This is a genomic window from Agrobacterium sp. GW821-FHT14E08 (assembly GCF_058803865.1).
This window is the reverse complement of record NZ_JBXAPJ010000005.1, coordinates 331740-350226: the sequence shown is the minus strand read 5'-3', so window position 1 is coordinate 350226 and position 18487 is coordinate 331740. Positions and strand designations below refer to the sequence as shown.

Genomic DNA, 18487 nt, shown 5'->3' with positions numbered 1-18487 from the left:
CAGGTCATAGAAGTTTTATATGGAACAAAGCCTTACGCGTTACATCTGGTCGCATACGAGGCGGCAGCAGCTTTTCATCCTGCTGATCGTCGCCCTGTCCATGATCCCCTATTTCCTAGCTTTCGATCTGCCCAAGCAGATTGTCAACGGCCCTATTCAGGGGGACGGCTTCGAAGGGGCAAACGCGACGCAGCTTTTCATGCATCTCACGGTGGATATTCCCTATTGGGGAACCGTGACACTGTTCCCGGGGTTAGAACTCAACCGCATGTCGATGCTGATGGCGCTCAGCCTCACCTTCCTTGCGCTTGTCATCATCAACGGCCTTTTCAAATATTACATCAATACCTACAAGGGCCGCCTCGGTGAACGGCTGCTCCGGCGCATCCGCTTCGAGCTTATCGACAAGATCCTGCGGTTTCCGCCCACCCACTTCAAGCGGGTCAAGGGCGCCGAAATATCCAGCATGGTGAAGGATGAGGTCGAGCCACTGGGCGGATTTACCGGCGACGCCTTCGTACAGCCGGCGCTTCTCGGTGGTCAGGCGCTCTCTGCCCTCTTCTTCATTCTCGTGCAGAATTTCTGGCTGGGCCTGATTGCCGCCTTCATGGCCGCCATTCAGGTGGGCATCATCCCCAAGATGCGCCGCCGGCTCATCGAACTCGGTCGGCAACGGCAGCTGAGCGCGCGCCAGCTTGCCGGACGCATCGGCGAAATGGTCGACGGCATCGGCACCATCCACGCCTATGACACCTCCAATTTCGAGCGCGCCGACGCCTCCCACCGGCTCGGCGACATCTTCAAGATTCGCTACGATCTCTACCAGTGGAAGTTCCTGGTCAAATTCATCAACAACTTCCTCGCACAGCTCACCCCCTTCTTCTTTTATGCGCTCGGCGGTTATCTCACCCTCAAGGGCAGCCTTGATGTCGGCCAGCTGGTAGCGGTCATCAATGCCTACAAGGAACTGCCCGGACCGCTCAAGGAGCTGATCGACTGGGATCAGGCGCGTCAGGATGTCCAGGTTAAATACGAGCAGGTCTTCGAACAGTTCGACGCCCCGAACATGATCGACGAAAAAGTGCAGAAGCTGTCCCCGGGAACGGTGGCGGCAATCACCGCGCCGATCGTGGTCACCAATCTAACGCTCGAAGACGATAGCGGCAGCCGGCTTCTGGAGCAGGCATCGCTGAAAATCGAGCCGGGCGAGGTAATCGCCATCGTCGGCGGCTCCGGAGCAGAGGCGCTGGCGGATGCGATCGGTCGTACGCTATGGCCGACCTCCGGCAAGATCAGCATCAACGATGTCGACATATTGGAACTGCCGGAATCGCTGACGGGACGACGCATCTCCTATGTGTCCTCCGACAGCTATTTTTTCCATGCCAGCCTGATGGATAACCTGCTTTACGGCCTCAAACACGCTCCGCTCGCGGATAAGGACTATGAGGGTGCAGCGCTCGAACATCGCAAATGGGAGATCCGGGAAGCCAAGATGGCCGGCAATCCGCTGATCGACATCAACAGCGAATGGATCGACTATGCCGCCAGCCCGGCGGGTGACGGCAGACCGGAAAACCTCATCAAGGCCATTCTTGCCGTTCTAGATAGCGTCGAGCTCTCGCAGGATATTCTGGAATTTGCGCTGCGTTCGTCGATCGATCCTCTGACCGACCTGCACCTTGCCGCCCGCATCGTGGAGCTACGGCATGTCCTGCGCGCCGAACTGGAAAAGGAGAATCTCAGCGGCCTCATCGCGCCCTTCGAACTGGAGAGCTACAACAGCGAGGCGACGGTTGGCGAAAACCTGCTCTTCGGCACCATGCGCGACTCCACCCAGACGATCAGGACCATCATCGAAAGCGACTATTTCCGATCCTTGATGCGCGAGACCGGCCTTGTCAAAGTCCTGTTCGAGATGGGTTACACGATTGCCGAAAACATCGTGGAAATCTTCGCCGACCTGCCGGGAGATCATCCGTTCTTCCAGCAGCTCACATTCATGACGCCAGACGATATTCCGGTCTATCAGCAAATGCTGCAACGCCTTCAGGGCCGGGGTTTCGACGACGCCAATGAAAGCGAAAAGCGCGCGATGCTGCGGCTGAGCTTCTTTTACATCGAGCCCAGGCAGCGTTTCGGCCTTCTGTCACCGGAGATCATGAACCGGATCGTCGAAGTCCGGCACATGTTCCATGAAAACCTGCCCGACAGCCTGAAGAACGTGATCGAAATCTACGATCCAACAAAATACATGAGCGCCACCAGCCTCCTGGACAATATTCTCTTCGGCAAGGTCAGCCATCGCTATACGGACGCATCTCGGCGCATCACCCGCATTGTCGCGGATGTCATGCGCAAGCAGGGTGTTTACGAGCGTGTTCTGGCAGTGGGTCTGGATTTCAACCTCGGCGCCGGCGGCAAGCGGCTCGGGCCGCTCCAGCGCCAGAAACTCAACCTTGCAAGGGCGCTGATCCGCAAGTCCGATTATTATGTCTTCAACCGCCCTCTTCCCGGCCTTGATCCCCGACAGCAGGAGGAAATTGTCGAACGGGTCATCACATTCCTGAAACAGAACAACAATAACCCCTCGATCGTATGGGTTCTGTCGAATGCAACGCTTTCGCGCATGTTTGGCCGGGTTATCGTTGTCCACCAGGGCCTGATCACCGCCGACGGAAGTTACGAGACTCTCGCTGAGGAAAACGGTACATTCAAGGAAATGGTCGCAACATAAATCCAAGAAGTGGCCGAGGTGGAACAGGAACAGGGTAAGACGATGCTATTCAAAGACGAAATTCAAATGCTGAAACGAGTCCCATTTTTTTCGGAAATGGAACCGTCGAAGCTTAAACTACTCGCATTTGCCTCCGATCGGGTGTCCTATCACACTGGAGACGTGTTGTTCCGGCAGGGCGATGTTGGAGATGCCGCCTATGTTCTTTTGACCGGAAAAGTCGATGTTCTGGTCGATTCCCCGTCGGGCACGCTGAAAGTGGCCGAAATGACGGGCAATGCCATCGTCGGCGAAATCGCCATCCTCTGCGACAGCGTCAGAACGGCAACCATCCGCGCTTCGACCGATGTGGAAGCCCTGCGGATCGGCAAGGAGCAGTTCTTCAAGCTCATGTCGGATTTCCCTGACATTACCATCAAGGTCATGCGTGTTCTTGCTGAACGCCTCACCCAGACGACGACGGAACTGAGCAAAGCGCGCGCAAACGCCAGAACATGAGCAGCAATTCCTTGCTACCGTGACGGGCGATATTGGAAAAATAAATGTCGCACCATTGCAATATAAATGAAATGCTGACTGAATAAGGGGTAAAGGCATCCGCCAAAAAAGGGCGGATATAAGAATCTTTAGAGACAACGGGCTTCATGGGAGGAAAGCGTGCAAGATTCCGTTGTTATTGGGGTGTGTCATGGCGTTCGATTCCGACACAGCAAGTCGGGAAAGTAATAGAAATTTTCGGGTAAAGATCTGGGGTGCGCGGGGAACGCTTCCTGTTTCAGGTGAAAACTTCCGAAAATACGGCGGAAATACCATCTGCATCGAGGTACGATGCGGAGATCACGTTCTTTTGTTCGACGCAGGATCAGGGCTGCATCCCGCCGGTCTGGCCTTGCGGGCGGAAGGTGTGACCGACGTCAACCTGTTCTTCTCACACTGTCATTACGACCATATTGTCGGCTTTCCCTATTTCAAGCCGTTCTATAACAGCTGCAACGATGTCGCCATCTGGTCTGGCCACCTCGCCGGTGCCATGACAACACGGCAAATGCTCAGGGAATTCATGAGCCCACCGTGGTTTCCCGTACCGCTGGAGGTTTGCTGCGCAAAAATGGCGACGCGGGACTTCATGCCGGGCGACGCTCTGGATGTGCATCCGGGACTCTCGATCAGAACCGGAATGCTCAATCATCCCGGCAACGCCATCGGCTACCGCCTGGATTGGGAAGGAAAATCCTTCGCCATCATCACCGACACCGAACATGAGCCGGGCAGCACCGACAACAATGTCCTCGACCTTATCAGGGACGTCGATCTATTTCTCTACGACGCCATGTTCACCGATGAGGAAATGGGCCTTTATCGCGGCTATGGTCACTCATCCTGGCAGGAGGCGATCCGCCTCGCGAAGCTCGCGGGCGCAAAGAATGTCGGCTTCATCCATCATGCCCCAAGCCGCAGCGACGAGGAGCTGGACGATATCGAAAAACAGGCAAAAGCCCTGTTCAGCGGCGCGTTCGCGGCCATGGACGGCCAGATCATCCAGCTCTGAGCACGATTTGACGTCGCCTGCGGCCTGATCTGCCCGACGGTTTTTCGAAATCCTGATCACACCCTTCGCCATGCGGCGGGCATTCGAACACGCACAATTGACCGGTCCGGATCAATTGCTCCACGATATTGCCACGAGACGGCCTGCACTAAGGGGATTGCCACCACATATTACATGATGATTCTACGCCGAATGACCATCTGATGGGATTTGCATGATCCGTTTCTTTTCGGAGACCAATTTGAGACGCGCCCGGATTTTATCCGGCCTCATCATATTTGCTTTCGTCTTTTCCCATCTTTTCAACCATTCCCTTGCACTCATCTCCATCGATACCGCCGAGCGGGCGCGAAAATGGTTCAGCCTGATCTGGCTCAATCCCGTCAGCAGCCTGCTTTTTTATGGCTCGGTTGTGGTGCATGTCTGTCTTGTTCTGCGTTCGCTTTATCAGCGTCGAACCCTGCGCATGCCGCTTCGTGAAGCGCTCCAGGTCATATTCGGCCTGTCCATTCCATTTCTTATTATCGGCCATGCCGTCAATATCCGTGTATCGCATATGCTTTATGGCATTGATGTCGGCTACTACTCGGTCATCCGCCGGCTATGGATCAACAACCCGATACAGGGCATGTGGCAAAGCCTCGCACTGATCGTGATCTGGGTTCACGGATGCATCGGCCTCTATTTCTGGCTGCGATACCGGGACTGGTATCCACGCATCGCCGGGCTGTTCATGACGGTAGCGGTGATGCTGCCGCTTCTGGCACTCCTGGGCTTTAGCGATGCCGGTCGCTGGCTGGCGGAGATCGATGAAAAATACGCCCTTCCTCCCGGGCTGACCGACAATACCATTCAGAAAGACGAACTGCCGCTGCAACGGGAAATGGAGACGCGGATCCGCTTCATCACCGGCGCGACGGAGACCCTGTTCGCCGGCGCGGTGATGCTGGTATTCGTGCTGCGCGGTGTGCGCAGCTTCCGGCAACGGCTGACGGCCATAGAAATCCGCTACGAACATGGCGCACAGGCGCGCGTGCCGGCCGGGCTCAGCATTCTGGAAGCCAGCCGCCTTGCGGGCATCCCGCATTATTCCGTCTGCGGCGGCAAAGGACGCTGCTCGACCTGCCGTGTCAGAGTTGTCGGCAGCAAGGGCCCGCTTCCACCTCCCGGAGATATCGAGCAAACCACGTTGAGACGTATCCACGCTGATTCGGATGTGCGCCTCGGCTGTCAGCTGCGGCCCACCCACGATCTTGGGGTGGCGCTTCTCGTATCGCCGCCGCAGCAAAGCGACCTGCCGCCGGATGCCCAACCCGCCCGACCCGGCACGGAAGAGGAGATCGCTATCCTCTTTTGCGATCTGCGCAATTTCACCACGCTTTCTGAAGCCAAGCTGCCCTATGACGTCGTATTTCTCCTGAACCGCTACTTCACCATCGTCGGTCAGGCCGTCGAACAGGCTGGCGGCCATCTCGACAAATTTATCGGCGACGGTGCCATGGCGCTCTTCGGACTTGGCGATAACGCGGAAAATGCCTGCCGCAATGCCATGAAGGCGGCCGCGATCATCCTGCGGGAACTTTCGATCCTGAACGAGGGTCTGGAAAAGCAGTTTGCCGTCCGGCTGGATGTGGTGGTCGGCATCCATGCCGGCCCGACCATCGTCGGCGTCATGGGCTATGGCGCCGCCAAAACCCTGACGGCCATCGGCGACACCGTGAACGTGGCAAGCAGGCTGGAGTCCAAGGCCAAGGAATTTGGCGCCGCCATTGTCGTTTCCGAGCCCGCCATCCTCCAGGCGGGACAGGAGATTGCCGATCTGCGAAGCGAGAAAATCGCCATTCGCGGGCGAAACTCACAAATGAGGGTCTTCCTGCTGTCGAAGGAAGAGAGCGAGCGCTATCTATAGGACAATCGGGTGCGCTTGCTGCCGGGCGGCGCGGCCTCAAATCCTGCGATAGAGAAAATAGCGGTCGGTCGGCACGCTTTCCGGCACCGGCAGCGGCTTCAGCATGGAATGATCCAGTGGCAGACCACTGACCGCCACGCCGCCTTTCGCCAGCATAGCCGCGGCAAGATCAGGCAGCCACGTCAAGGTGATCGCATCCTTCTCAGCGTAGCCGGTACCGATATCGGCATGCACCAGAGCCGCTTCGGCGCCAATGAAAGCGGGAGCGGTTTGCGATATTTCGCCGATTACGAGATCTTCTTCCGACGGGACGGACGAGGCATGTGCGCCCATGGCCCTGTCAAAGGCGACGATACGGCGTTCCGGAAACAGTTCCCGCAAATGATTGAACGTGCGCCCGTTTCCAAGCCCGATTTCCATAATCGCGCCGTCATTCGGGAGATCGAGATCGGCCTCGACATGGTTGAGTATATCCCGCTGCGCGGTCAACCGGCGAATGAAACTGTCCAATCTGCTCATAGTCTGTCCATTTTGCTGGAAATGCCTGATGAAGCCGATCAGGCCTTGATGATGTGTTTTGCGGCTATTTCCCGGCGCGCAAAGACATTTCGCGTGTCGATGATCAGCGGTGCCCATTCGCAGAGAGCGGCGTAGTCCACATTATCGTGATCGGTCGCCACGAGAACGGCATCGAAGGTGCCGATCGTCTGCTTGTCCCATACGACGGATTTCATGCCCATCAAGTGGCTATATTCCCGGGTTTTGGGGATTTCCGCCACATGAGGATCGAAATAGGCCGCTTCACCGCCGCGCTCCTGGATGAGCTCGATGAGTTTCAGCGAGGGGCTTTCGCGAATATCGGGCACATTCTTCTTGTAGGCGAGACCGACGACCAGCACACGGGAGCGGCTCAGCGCTTTGCCGGAATGAATGTCGAGCGCTTCCGCGACGCGCCCGATGACATGGCGCGGCATGCCGGTGTTGATTTCGCCGGCAAGCTCGATGAACCGCGTCGGTAACTCATATTCCCGCGATTTCCAGGTGAGGTAGAAAGGGTCGATCGGTATGCAATGGCCGCCAAGGCCCGGGCCGGGATAAAACGGCATGAAACCGAAAGGCTTGGTTTTCGCCGCGTCGATCACCTCCCATATGTCGATGCCCATGGCCTCGTAGACGACCTTGAGTTCATTGACGAGCGCGATATTGACCGCACGGAAGACGTTTTCGGTGATCTTCACAGCCTCGGCCGTGGCGTTTGTCGAGACCGGAACGATCTTCTTCACCACCGCACCGTAGAAGGCGGCCATCAGTTTTCCGGCAGCCTCGCCATCGCCGGCAACAACTTTTGGAATGGTCGAGGTCTCGAAATCGCGATTGCCGGGATCTTCCCGCTCCGGCGAGAAGCCGATGAAGAAATCGACGCCGGAGACAAGCCCGGTGCTTTCCAGAATGGTCTTTACCACCCCGTCGGTCGTGCCGGGATAGGTGGTCGATTCCAGAACGACGAGCTGCCCCTTGCGAAGATGCGCGGCAATATCCCGGCAGGTCTTTTCGACATAGGAAAGGTCCGGCTCGCGATATTTCGTCAAGGGCGTCGGCACGCAGATGGCGATCACATCACATTCTGCCAGTCTGGAAAAATCGCAGGTGGCAACAAAGCCGTCATCACGCCTGACGCCTGAAAGCACCTCATCCGAGACAGCCTCGATATAGCTGCGGCCCACCTCGATCGCGGTAATTTTACCGGGGTCTATATCGAAACCGACAACCTTGAAACCGGCCCTGGCGATCGTCATGGCAAGCGGCAGACCAACATAACCAAGGCCGATCACGCCCGCTTTGGCGCTTTTGTTTTCGATGCTGGAAAGCAGGTTTTGGGAAATGTCTGGGGAAGTCAAAGCGTGTCACGCTCCGCGCATGTGCAAAAGATGCCTTTCAGTTGGGCAAGAATGGCCGGGCTGTCAAGACTGCGCCCTTTCAAATTCCGGTTGACGCCGCAGCCGCGACCAACGCACAACCATCGGCATGAAGATCGCCTTTTATTCGCCGCTCAAATCGCCCAACCATCCCGTTCCCTCCGGTGATCGGCTGATGGCCCGTCTGCTGATGACGGCGATGACCATGGGCGGCCATGAGGTTTCCGTCGCCTCCGAGTTGCGCAGCTTTCTGAAACAGGCGGATGATCCGGCGCGGGCCTCTCTCACCAATGCCGCCGAACACGAGACCGAAACAATTACAGAGCTTTGGCGGCGACAGGGCGTGCCGGACCTCTGGTTTTGCTACCATCCCTACTACAAGGCCCCGGATCTGCTCGGGCCGGAATTGAGCAGGCGTTTCGATATTCCCTATGTCACCGCCGAGGCCTCCTATTCACCCAAGCGCAACGGCATGGGCTGGCAGACAGTTCAAGACGACCTGCTGGCCTCATTCACGGCCGCCGCGGTCAATATCTGCTTCACCGCGCGGGATCGCGATGGGCTTCTGCGTGCCTCTCCCGCCATCCGCCATGCGACCTTGCAGCCCTTTATCGACGCCAGCGCCTTTCTCGAAAACGAGCCTCGCCCGACGCCGGCAAGGCTGATCACCGTCGCCATGATGCGGGCGGGCGACAAGCTTGGCAGCTATCGCGCGCTTTCCCAGGCACTTGCGCTCCTGCCGCAAGACCTGGACTGGACATTGGATATCGTCGGCGACGGGCCGGAACGTGCGACCGTTCAAGCCATGTTCGGCTCTTTTCCCGGAAACCGCCTCGTCTGGCACGGGGAAAAAACCGCAGCCGAGATCGCTGCTCTTCTGTCCCGCGCATCCCTTTATGTCTGGCCGGGGCATGGCGAGGCCTATGGTCTTGCCTATCTCGAAGCACAGGCCGCCGGGCTGCCCGTGGTGGCCGAAGAGGTGGCAGGCGTTCCCGAAGTGGTAAAATCCGGCATCACCGGATTACTGACACCGGAAAATGATACAGCCGCCTATGCCGGTGCAATTGAAACCCTGCTCGGCAATGACAGGCGGCGTGAAGAACTGGCAAAGGCGGCCCGGCAATTCGTCAAGGATGAACGGTCTCTGCAAAACGCCGCGAAAGAGCTGAACCATATTCTGTTGCGAGCAAAGGCACGAACATCATGAGTCTGGAAAAACTCGTAACAGCACTGGACGAATGCGCGCAGCGCGGCATAACCGCCGATCTCTGGCTGAGAGATGACGACGCGGTGGAGCCGACGCCGGCGCTCGACACGCTGCTCGCTCTTTGCAGCAGCTTTTCCGTTCCAGTCACCCTTGCGGTCATACCCGAGATGACGACGGGCAGGCTCGCGCAATATCTGGACAAAACCGACATCGCCCATGTCGCCGTCCATGGCTGGTCGCACACCAATTATGCCGGTGAGAAAGAAAAGAAACGGGAACTCGGATTGCACCGCGATCTGTCCATCGTTCTCGACGAGTTGCAATCCGGGCTGGAAAAACTGCACGACCTGCATGGCGAGCGCCTGGTACCGATGCTGGTGCCGCCGTGGAACCGTATCGACGCCGGTGTCGTGGCGGGACTGACCGGCCTCGGCTATCATGCATTGTCCGTTTTTGGCCCGGAGAAAAACACCGTCCCGCCCTGCCTGAACACCCATGTCGACGTGATAGACTGGCACGGCAGCCGTGGCGGCCGCGAAGACGACAGTCTTTTCGCCGAAACCGCCACCCGTATGCTCTGGGCTGCGGACCATGGCGGCTCCACAGGCATCCTCACCCATCATCTCGTTCATGACGACAATGTCTGGCGCTTCCTGAGACGGCTTTTCGAGGTAACCGCCAACCATCCCGCCGCCCGCTGGCGTTCCTCGGCAGACCTCGTCAACGAAATCTCACCATGACTTCCAGGCAATCAGCAATCCGTCCACCCCGGCAGCTTGTTCGCGCCTGAGTGCCTCCACCGCCTCAAACGGCGCACGATCGGGAAGAGAGGCGGCAACAAAGGATGCAGGCGCAAGGCTGATGCTTCCCGCCCGGGCGATGACGGTGAAGATCAGCGGGCCCGTCGACCACCAAGCCGGCGCGCGCGGCATATTGGCGATGATCCCGGGAAAAGCCTCCAGCATTCTTCGAAAGACGGGATGGCCGGCCGGGGCGGCGATGAAGGAATTGGCGAGAAGCATGCTGCCCTGCCCGGTATCACGCGGCGTTTTTTCATCGAACGCCGTCAGCCCCGTCAAGGGCAGGAAAGCGTCGAAACTCAGATCGTCCTTGGCCGGATACCAGTCACAATCGAGATAGATGCCGCCGAAACGTTCCAGCAGAATGTAACGGGCCACATCCACCGCGCCCGGATAATCGCCCTGATCCAACATCGTTCTGAAGACGTCGTTTGCAAGCACGCCTTCCCGCTCAAGATCGGCCTCGCGCCAGAGGCGATACTCGTAACCGTGTGAGGCGGCATGGGAAGCCCAGGCTTCAACCGATACCGGCGGGGCTTTTTCCCCGATCCATATCTGGTGAACGAGCCTCGGCACCTCCTCCCTGTTTTTCAGGTTGATCGTGCGGCGTTCTTCCGGAGAAAATTGTGCATATTTTGCCAGCGCCCGCGGTGGTGGAACCAGCGTATATTGATAGCCGATTTTCGCGACCACATCGCCTTCAGCCTTGGCGAGACGCAGCCGCGCCGCGTGCAGCCGACGCGGCAGGCCGAGCACCGTTTCCTCGCCCATGAGATGCCCGTCTTTTACTGCAACCAGCGATAAGAGAAGCGCATTCGCTTCCGCATATTGCCCTTCATTTTGCAACTGCCGGGCTCTGTCCAGCTGGGCATCGTAATATTTCTTGTCGGACATGGATCCTCACCCGGAAACGCTCGTTAACATATCGTCAAACAGAAGCCGTCGCGCAAGCCGTCAGGTTTCAGAAGCCGGCTTTGAATTTGCTAAACAATTCGATGTTTCAGAAGCATAGACAGACAACAAACCCTGCGATAACGTGAATTTAAGCCCTCCTGAGCAAGTTGTCACAAGGCAACGATAAAGAGACGGCAAGGAACCCTTTGGCATGAGCGCAGGCGCAGATTTGCTCCGTATTGAAAACCTGCGGGTCTCGTTTTCTCTTATGGGTGGTACGATTGATGCCGTGAGGGGCGCCAGCCTTCGCATTCTTCCGGGAAAAGTAACCGCGCTGGTCGGAGAGTCCGGCTCCGGAAAATCCGTCATCGGCCAGACGATCATGGGCATCCATCCCAAGACGGCGCGCGTGAATGGCCGCGTGCTCTTCACCGATCCCCAAAATACCGCCGCCGGCCCCGTCAATCTGCTGCAACTGCCGAAGGACGGCCGGGAAATACGGGCCATCCGCGGAAATCGCATCGGGCTTATTTTTCAGGAGCCGATGACATCTTTTTCACCGCTGCACACCATCGGCAACCAGATCGACGAGGCGCTGCGAATCCACAGCATCCTGTCGCCTGCCGAGCGCGCGGAAAAAATGCATGAAACGCTCGATCTTGTAGGGTTTTCCAACCCGAAGAAGGTCGTGAACATGTATCCCTTCGAATTATCGGGCGGCATGCGCCAGCGCGCCATGATCGCCATGGCGCTGATCTGTCGCCCGGCCCTTCTGATCGCTGACGAACCGACGACGGCGCTTGATGTGACCATACAGGCGCAGATCCTCAAGCTCCTGCGCGATCTGCAGAGCCGGCTGAACATGAGCATGCTGCTCATCACCCACGATCTCGGCGTGGTGGCGAACATCGCCGATGAGGTTGCCGTGATCTATCAGGGCGAGATCATGGAAGCGGGCACCGTCGACGACATCTTCAAGTCGCCGGGCCATCCCTACCTCAAGGGCCTGATGGCCGCCGTGCCGCATTTCGATATGAAGCCCGGCGAGAGACTGAAGGCGCTGCGCGAAATCACGGTTGATCATGAAAGCCTTGTCGGCAAAAAAACCGCCGCGGTGAACAAGACGCCCGGCCCGCTTCTGACCGTGGACAACATCAGCAAGACCTTCACCACCCGCAAATCCAGCTGGTTCCGCAAAGGCGACGCACACGCCACCAAGGCGGTCAACAGCGTCAGTTTTGAAATCCGCCGGGGAGAATGCCTTGGGCTGGTTGGAGAAAGCGGCAGCGGCAAAACCACCGTCAGCAAGATCCTCATGCGCGCCGTCCGCCCCGACGAAGGCTCTGTAACCTTCCACCGGCCGCAGGGCGATATCGACGTCCTCAATGCCAGGGACGGCGATCTCAAGGAATTGCGCTCAAAGATACAGATGGTCTTTCAGGACCCGATCTCGTCGCTTTCTCCGCGCATGACCGTGGGCAACATCCTGAGTGAACCGCTTGAAATCCATGGACGCGGCGACGCGAAATATCGCGCGGAGAAAGTCCGCAATCTCCTGAAGGCCATCGGTCTTGGCGAAAGCGCCCTGAACCGCTACCCGCACAGTTTCTCCGGCGGCCAGAGGCAGCGCATTGGCATTGCGAGAGCGCTGGCGCTCGGTCCTGAATTGCTGATCTGTGATGAACCCGTTTCCGCCCTCGATGTCTCCGTGCAGGCGCAAATTCTCAACCTGCTCAAGGATTTGCAAAAGGACCTCGGCCTCACTTACCTCTTCATCTCGCACAATCTGGCGGTCGTGGATTATATGGCCGACCGCGTGGCGGTGATGTGCGAGGGCCGCATCGTCGAGCTGGCACCACGGGAAGTCCTGATGCGCTCCCCCGTACATCCCTATACCAAATCGCTGCTGGCGGCTGTGCCCTTTCCCGATCTCGATCGTCCACTCGATTTCCGCACCATCGGCAAGATCAGCGCGACGGGCAAGTTCGACTGGGGCAGGCAATTCCGCGACGAGGGTGATGGTGCGATGATCTCCGCCGATCTGGGCGAAGGCCATTTCGTTCTTGCCAACGGCAATGCCGACATCCGGGAGCTTCGCCCTTGATCACGCGCCGCACCACCCTTGCCCTGCTTGCATCCGTCTTTTTGCCGGCCTATGCACGCGCCGCCTATACCGATCCCGACTACTTCAAGGAAAAGCGGGAGAAGGGCGAATTGCCGGATGTGGCGGAACGTCTACCGAAGAACCCGCGCGTCATCGATATGAAAGCGCTTGGCCGCGAGCCTGGAAAACACGGTGGCTCCGTGCGGATGCTGATTGGCGGCCAGCGCGATATCAGGCTTATGCCGATCAGCAACTATGCCCGCCTTGTCGGTTATGACGAAAAATTCGAGCTGCACCCGGACATTCTGGAAAGCTACGATGTCGAGGAAGAGCGAATCTTCACCTTCAAGCTGCGCGAGGGCCACAAATGGTCCGATGGCAGCGATTTAACCTCCGAGGATTTCCGTTATTTCTGGGAGGATGTCGCCCTCAACAAGGAAATCCACAAGGGCGGTCCGCCGATCGAACTTCTGGTCAACAATAAGCCGCCCCTGATCGAGGTCATCGATCGGTTCACCGTGCGTTATACCTGGGAAGGCCCCAACCCGGATTTTCTGGCGAAGCTCGCGGCCGCCTCGCCGGCGCGGCTGTTCCTCCCCGCCGCTTATATGAAGCAGTTCCACGTCAAATATCAGACGGCGGAAAATCTCGCCAAGCTCATCAAGAAGAACAAGGCGGATGACTGGAGCGGGCTGCATATCAAAATGTCGCGACAGGTCCGGCCGGAAAATCCCGCTTTGCCGACGCTCGACGCATGGCGAAACACGACTTCGCCGCCGGCCGAACAATTCGTGTTCGAACGCAATCCCTATTATCACCGCGTCGACGAAAACGGCCTGCAGCTGCCCTATCTCGACCGGTTCCTGCTGAACGTCACCTCGTCCGATATCATCTCGGCGAAGACCGCGTCAGGCGACAGCGACCTACAATATTTCGGCCTCGACTTCGCCGATTACACCTTTCTGAAAGATGCCGAAAAGCGCTTTCCCCTGAAGGTGAACCTCTACAAGCGCTCCCAGGGCTCACGCATCGCGCTTCTGCCCAATCTGAACTGCGCCGATCCTGTCTGGCGTGGCTATTTCCAGGATGTGCGCGTGCGCCGGGCCTTGTCGCTCGCGATCAACCGGCATGAAATCAACATGGTCTGCTTTTACGGGCTGGCGAAGGAAAGCGCCGACACGGTTCTGCCGGAAAGCCCGCTTTACCGACCCGAATTCGCCGAAGCCTGGAGCGCCTTCGACCGTGCGGCAGCCAACAGGCTGCTCGATGAAGTGGGTCTCGACAAGCGGGACAACGCCGGCATAAGGCTCCTGCCGGATGGACGCCCGGCCTATATCATCGTCGAGACAACAGGCGAAAGCACGCTCGAGACCGACGTGATGGAACTGGTGACGGATCACTGGCGGCATATCGGTATTGCGGTTTCCGTCCGCCCCACCCAGCGCGATGTCTTCCGCAAGCGCGCCATGGGCGGCGAGGTGCTGATGTCGGTATGGATGGGCATGGACAATGGCGTACCGACCCCGGATATGCTGCCATCCGGCCTTGCCCCCACCGGCGACGACCAGTTGCAATGGCCGGTCTGGGGCATCCATTATCTGTCCGGTGGACGTGAAGGCAAGGAACCCGATCTGCCGGAGGCGGCGCATCTGCTCGATCTCCTGAAGAAATGGCGCCGAAGCGTCACCGAGGAAGAACGCGAAGCCATCTGGCTGGAGATGCTGGGAATATATACACAGCAGGTCTTTTCCATCGGCATCGTCAACGGCGCGCTTCAGCCCGTCGTCCATGTCAAACGCATGCGAAATGTGCCGGAAAAGGCGCTTTTCGGTTACGAACCCACATCGTATCTCGGCGTCTACCTGCCGGATGCCTTCTGGTACGACGGAGACGCCTGATATGCTGCGGTATATTTTGAAGCGCATCCTCGTCATGATCCCCACGCTGATTCTGATCTCGATGCTGGTTTTCACCATCATCGAACTGCCGCCGGGCGATTATTTCGAAAGTTATGTCGCCGAACTGCGCGCCATGGGCGAGACGGCGAACCTTGCCGAAATCGAGGAGCTGCGTACCCGCTATGGCTTCGATCAGCCGGCACCGATCCGCTACTTCCGCTGGGCGACCGGCATGCTGGTCGGCGATTTCGGTTATTCCTTCGAATATCAGCTGCCCGTCAGCGACGTGGTAGGAGACCGCCTGTGGCTGACGGTGCTTGTATCCTTCGTCACCATCATCGTCACATGGCTCCTCGCCTTCCCGATCGGCATCTATTCCGCCACGCATAAATACAGCTGGGGTGATTACGGGCTCACCTTCCTCGGCCTGCTCGGCATCGCCATCCCCAATTTCATGCTGGCGCTGATCCTGATGTATTTTGCCAATATCTGGTTCGGCATCTCCATCGGCCATCTGATGGACCGGGAATATCTGAACCAGGCAATGAGCTGGGCGAAGTTTAAATCGATCCTCGAACATATCTGGATACCCGTCCTCATTATCGGAACGGCAGGCACGGCCGGCATGATCCGCCGCCTGCGTGCCAACCTCCTGGACGAATTGCAGAAGCAATATGTCGTAACGGCGCGCGCCAAGGGACTTCACCCCTTCAAGGTGCTGATCAAATATCCCCTGCGCATGGCGTTGAATTTCTTCATTTCGGACATCGGCTCGATCCTGCCTGCCATTATTTCCGGCGCGGAAATTACCGCCGTCGTGCTGTCGCTCGAAACCACCGGTCCGATGCTCATCAGGGCTTTGCAGAGCCAGGACATGTATCTGGCCGGTTCGTTCCTGATGTTCCTTGCTTTCCTGACGGTGATCGGCGTTCTGGTCTCGGATATCGCCCTTGCCATACTGGACCCGAGAATTCGCTTTGGAGGTGGTAACGTCAAATGACTTCATCCATCCCGAACTCAGGCGAAGCGCTGCCCCACTACGTCTCGACGGCGCCATTCGACCCGTCGCTCATCGAACCCAACACGTCCGGAATGGCGGCCTTCAGCAAGGCGTCGCAGTTGCGGCTCATGTGGTGGCAGTTCCGCCAGCACAAGATCGCGGTGTGGTCCGGCGCTTTTCTGGTGGTGCTTTATCTCTCGATCCTGATCAGCGAGTTCCTGGCGCCGTATAATCTCCACACCCGCAATATCGAGCATATCTACGCTCCGCCGCAGGCTATTCATCTCTTCAATGACGGCAAATTTGTCGGCCCCTTTGTCTATGGCCGGGAAATGACGCTCGACATGGACAATCTGAGGCGCGTCTACCGCGATGTACCGACGGATATCCAGCCGCTGCGCTTCTTCTGCAAGGGCGATACCTACCGTTTCTGGGGCATGTTCGAAGGCAGAACCCACCTTGTATGCCCCGCCGAAGGCGGCGAAATGTTCCTGCTCGGCACCGACCGGCTGGGACGCGACGTGCTGTCGCGCATCATCTATGGCGCACGCATCTCGCTAACCATCGGCCTTCTTGGCGTCGCCATGAGCTTTGTTCTCGGCATTGTGATCGGCGGTTTAGCTGGCTATCGCGGCGGCACCTTCGATCTGATCGTTCAGCGCATCATCGAGGTCCTGCAATCCATCCCAAGCATTCCGCTGTGGCTGGCGCTTGCGGCGATCATGCCCGTGACCTGGAGCCCTATCCTCGTTTATCTCGGCATCACCATCATTCTTGGCATGTTGGACTGGACGGGACTGGCGCGCGCCGTGCGCTCTAAATTGCTGGCGCTTCGCGAGGAAGACTATGTTTTGGCTGCGCAATTGATGGGTGCAGGCACGCCGCGCATCATTGGCAGGCACCTTATTCCCGGCTTCATGTCGCACCTCATCGCCTCGGCCACGCTGACGATACCGGGCATGATTCTTGGCGAAACCGCACTGAGCTTCCTCGGTCTCGGCCTCAGGCCACCGATCACAAGTTGGGGAATTCTGCTCACGGAGGCGCGCAGCGTCAGCGTCATTGCGCTATATCCGTGGCTTCTGCTACCGACGATCCCGGTCGTTCTCGTCATTCTGGCCTTTAATTTCTTCGGTGACGGACTACGTGATGCTGCGGATCCCTTCAGATAAAATGGAACACCCTTTGATAAACTGCTCTTCCGCCATCGCCTTTTTTCTGAAAGGCAAAAAGAGGTGTGGCCTTTGACCTCCCGTTTGAACGACGCGCGTATCCTCATGTATAGCCACGATTCCTTCGGCCTCGGGCATCTGCGGCGGTGTCGCACGATTGCACATGCGCTGGTGGAGGATTATCGCGGCCTCAACGTTCTCATCATTTCCGGCGCGACGATTGCCGGCGCCTTCGATTATCGCGCCCGCGTGGATTTCGTGAAAATCCCGAGCGTCATCAAGCTGCGCAATGGCGAATATACCTCCATGGACAGGCATATCGATCTTCAGGAAACGCTGAAGATGCGCCGTTCCATCATCTATCATACCGCCGAAAGCTTTCAGCCGGATATCTTCATCGTCGACAAGGAGCCCATGGGCCTTCGCGGTGAGGTGGAGGAAACGCTTGCCTATCTCAAGGGTCAGGGAACCAAGCTCGTCATCGGCCTGCGCGATGTCATGGATGCGCCGCAACTGCTTGAAGCGGAGTGGAAGCGCAATAACGTCATGACCAAGATCGGCCAGTTTTATGACCATGTCTGGGTCTATGGCCCGCCGGATTTCCACGACCCGTTGACGGGACTGGATGTTCCCGAGACCGTGCGCGACAAGATGGATTTCGTCGGCTTCCTGCAGCGCTCGAAAACGCAGGCGGAAACCGTGGCGCACCGTCCGGAGGGGGACTATCTTCTCATCACCACCGGCGGCGGCGGCGATGGCAGTGAATTGATCGACGACGTCATCAACGCCTACCGCCATGACAGCGAACTGACGCACAAGGCGCTTGTGGTGCTCGGCCCCTATATGCCGGCCGATCAGCGCCAGCGCTTCCTGAGCAGCGTTGCCGATATTCCGCATATAGAGATCATCGAATTCGACAATCGCATGGAAGATCTCGTCGCCGGCGCGCAGGCCGTCGTGTCGATGGGCGGCTATAATACCGTCTGCGAGATATTATCCTTCGACAAGCCCGCCCTTGTCGTGCCGCGCACGGTGCCGCGGGAAGAACAGCTTATCCGCGCCAGCCGCGCGTCCGAACTCGGTCTTTTCGACATGCTTCTGCCGGAAGATGCCGAGAACCCCGCCAAGATGGCGGCGGCTCTCAAAGCGCTGCCGAACCGTGCACCGCCCTCCGTCAATTCGCGGGAACTGAAACTCGACGGTCTGGAAAACATATCGAAAAGGATCGCCGAGTGGCTGCCGCCCGAGGGCGAAAAGGCGCCAATCCCGCTGACCGCGTGACCTGCTCCCGATAACCACCA

At 58.1% G+C, this 18487-nt stretch carries 14 protein-coding genes; 11 read left to right on the top strand and 3 right to left on the bottom strand.

The window, feature by feature from the left end; all coding sequences use genetic code 11:
• Window positions 1-19: 19 nt before the first annotated feature.
• From AC1ROR_RS19705 to AC1ROR_RS19690, 4 genes are all read left to right on the top strand, one after another.
• Window positions 20-2737: an ABC transporter ATP-binding protein gene (locus AC1ROR_RS19705; protein WP_035221521.1), complete on the top strand. Its 2718-nt coding sequence runs from the start codon at window positions 20-22 to the stop codon at window positions 2735-2737.
• A gap of 42 nt (window positions 2738-2779) precedes the next feature.
• On the top strand, window positions 2780-3235 hold the full coding sequence (locus AC1ROR_RS19700; RefSeq protein WP_035222069.1) for a cyclic nucleotide-binding domain-containing protein: 456 nt from the start codon (window positions 2780-2782) through the stop codon (window positions 3233-3235).
• Window positions 3236-3425: 190 nt separating this feature from the next.
• Entirely contained in the window at window positions 3426-4286 is an 861-nt protein-coding gene (locus tag AC1ROR_RS19695) for an MBL fold metallo-hydrolase (protein ID WP_051796084.1), read from the top strand.
• A 214-nt stretch (window positions 4287-4500) separates the two neighbouring features.
• Window positions 4501-6195: an adenylate/guanylate cyclase domain-containing protein gene (locus AC1ROR_RS19690; RefSeq protein ID WP_080836031.1), complete on the top strand. Its 1695-nt coding sequence runs from the start codon at window positions 4501-4503 to the stop codon at window positions 6193-6195.
• Window positions 6196-6231: 36 nt separating this feature from the next.
• Here AC1ROR_RS19690 and AC1ROR_RS19685 read toward each other — a convergent pair whose 3' ends face one another.
• Together AC1ROR_RS19685 and AC1ROR_RS19680 are read right to left on the bottom strand one after the other, a co-directional pair.
• On the bottom strand, window positions 6232-6714 hold the full coding sequence (locus AC1ROR_RS19685; RefSeq protein WP_498590430.1) for a class I SAM-dependent methyltransferase: 483 nt from the start codon (window positions 6712-6714) through the stop codon (window positions 6232-6234).
• 38 nt (window positions 6715-6752) lie between these two features.
• The gene (locus AC1ROR_RS19680) at window positions 6753-8093 is read right to left on the bottom strand and encodes a nucleotide sugar dehydrogenase (protein ID WP_498590429.1); all 1341 of its coding nucleotides are present in this window, start codon (window positions 8091-8093) and stop codon (window positions 6753-6755) included.
• A 127-nt stretch (window positions 8094-8220) separates the two neighbouring features.
• Between AC1ROR_RS19680 and AC1ROR_RS19675 the strand changes: the two genes are divergently transcribed.
• Window positions 8221-9318 carry a glycosyltransferase family 4 protein gene (locus tag AC1ROR_RS19675; RefSeq protein ID WP_498590428.1) on the top strand — a complete coding sequence of 366 codons (1098 nt, stop codon included), beginning with the start codon at window positions 8221-8223 and terminating at the stop codon, window positions 9316-9318.
• A complete protein-coding gene (locus AC1ROR_RS19670; protein WP_498590427.1) occupies window positions 9315-10058 on the top strand; it encodes a polysaccharide deacetylase family protein in 744 nt (247 codons plus the stop codon). The genes AC1ROR_RS19675 and AC1ROR_RS19670 overlap by 4 nt, the downstream gene beginning before the upstream one ends.
• On the opposite strand, the gene AC1ROR_RS19665 is transcribed toward AC1ROR_RS19670, so the two are convergent.
• Window positions 10050-11012, bottom strand: coding sequence for a glycosyltransferase family 32 protein (locus tag AC1ROR_RS19665; protein ID WP_498590426.1), 963 nt, complete (start codon window positions 11010-11012; stop codon window positions 10050-10052). The genes AC1ROR_RS19670 and AC1ROR_RS19665 overlap by 9 nt on opposite strands.
• A gap of 211 nt (window positions 11013-11223) precedes the next feature.
• Between AC1ROR_RS19665 and AC1ROR_RS19660 the strand changes: the two genes are divergently transcribed.
• The 5 genes from AC1ROR_RS19660 (at window position 11224) to AC1ROR_RS19640 (ending at window position 18467) form a co-directional block, all read left to right on the top strand.
• Window positions 11224-13116, top strand: coding sequence for an ABC transporter ATP-binding protein (locus AC1ROR_RS19660; RefSeq protein WP_080836041.1), 1893 nt, complete (start codon window positions 11224-11226; stop codon window positions 13114-13116).
• Window positions 13113-15014 (top strand): ABC transporter substrate-binding protein, encoded by a 1902-nt coding sequence (locus AC1ROR_RS19655; RefSeq protein ID WP_035221549.1) that lies wholly within the window; start codon window positions 13113-13115, stop codon window positions 15012-15014. Before AC1ROR_RS19660 ends, AC1ROR_RS19655 begins: the two co-directional genes overlap by 4 nt.
• A gap of 1 nt (window position 15015) precedes the next feature.
• On the top strand, window positions 15016-16014 hold the full coding sequence (locus AC1ROR_RS19650) for an ABC transporter permease (protein WP_003492296.1): 999 nt from the start codon (window positions 15016-15018) through the stop codon (window positions 16012-16014).
• Window positions 16011-17186 carry an ABC transporter permease gene (locus AC1ROR_RS19645; RefSeq protein WP_003492297.1) on the top strand — a complete coding sequence of 392 codons (1176 nt, stop codon included), beginning with the start codon at window positions 16011-16013 and terminating at the stop codon, window positions 17184-17186. The genes AC1ROR_RS19650 and AC1ROR_RS19645 overlap by 4 nt, the downstream gene beginning before the upstream one ends.
• A 72-nt stretch (window positions 17187-17258) precedes the next feature.
• Window positions 17259-18467 carry a glycosyltransferase family protein gene (locus AC1ROR_RS19640; RefSeq protein ID WP_498590425.1) on the top strand — a complete coding sequence of 403 codons (1209 nt, stop codon included), beginning with the start codon at window positions 17259-17261 and terminating at the stop codon, window positions 18465-18467.
• Window positions 18468-18487 lie beyond the last annotated feature (20 nt).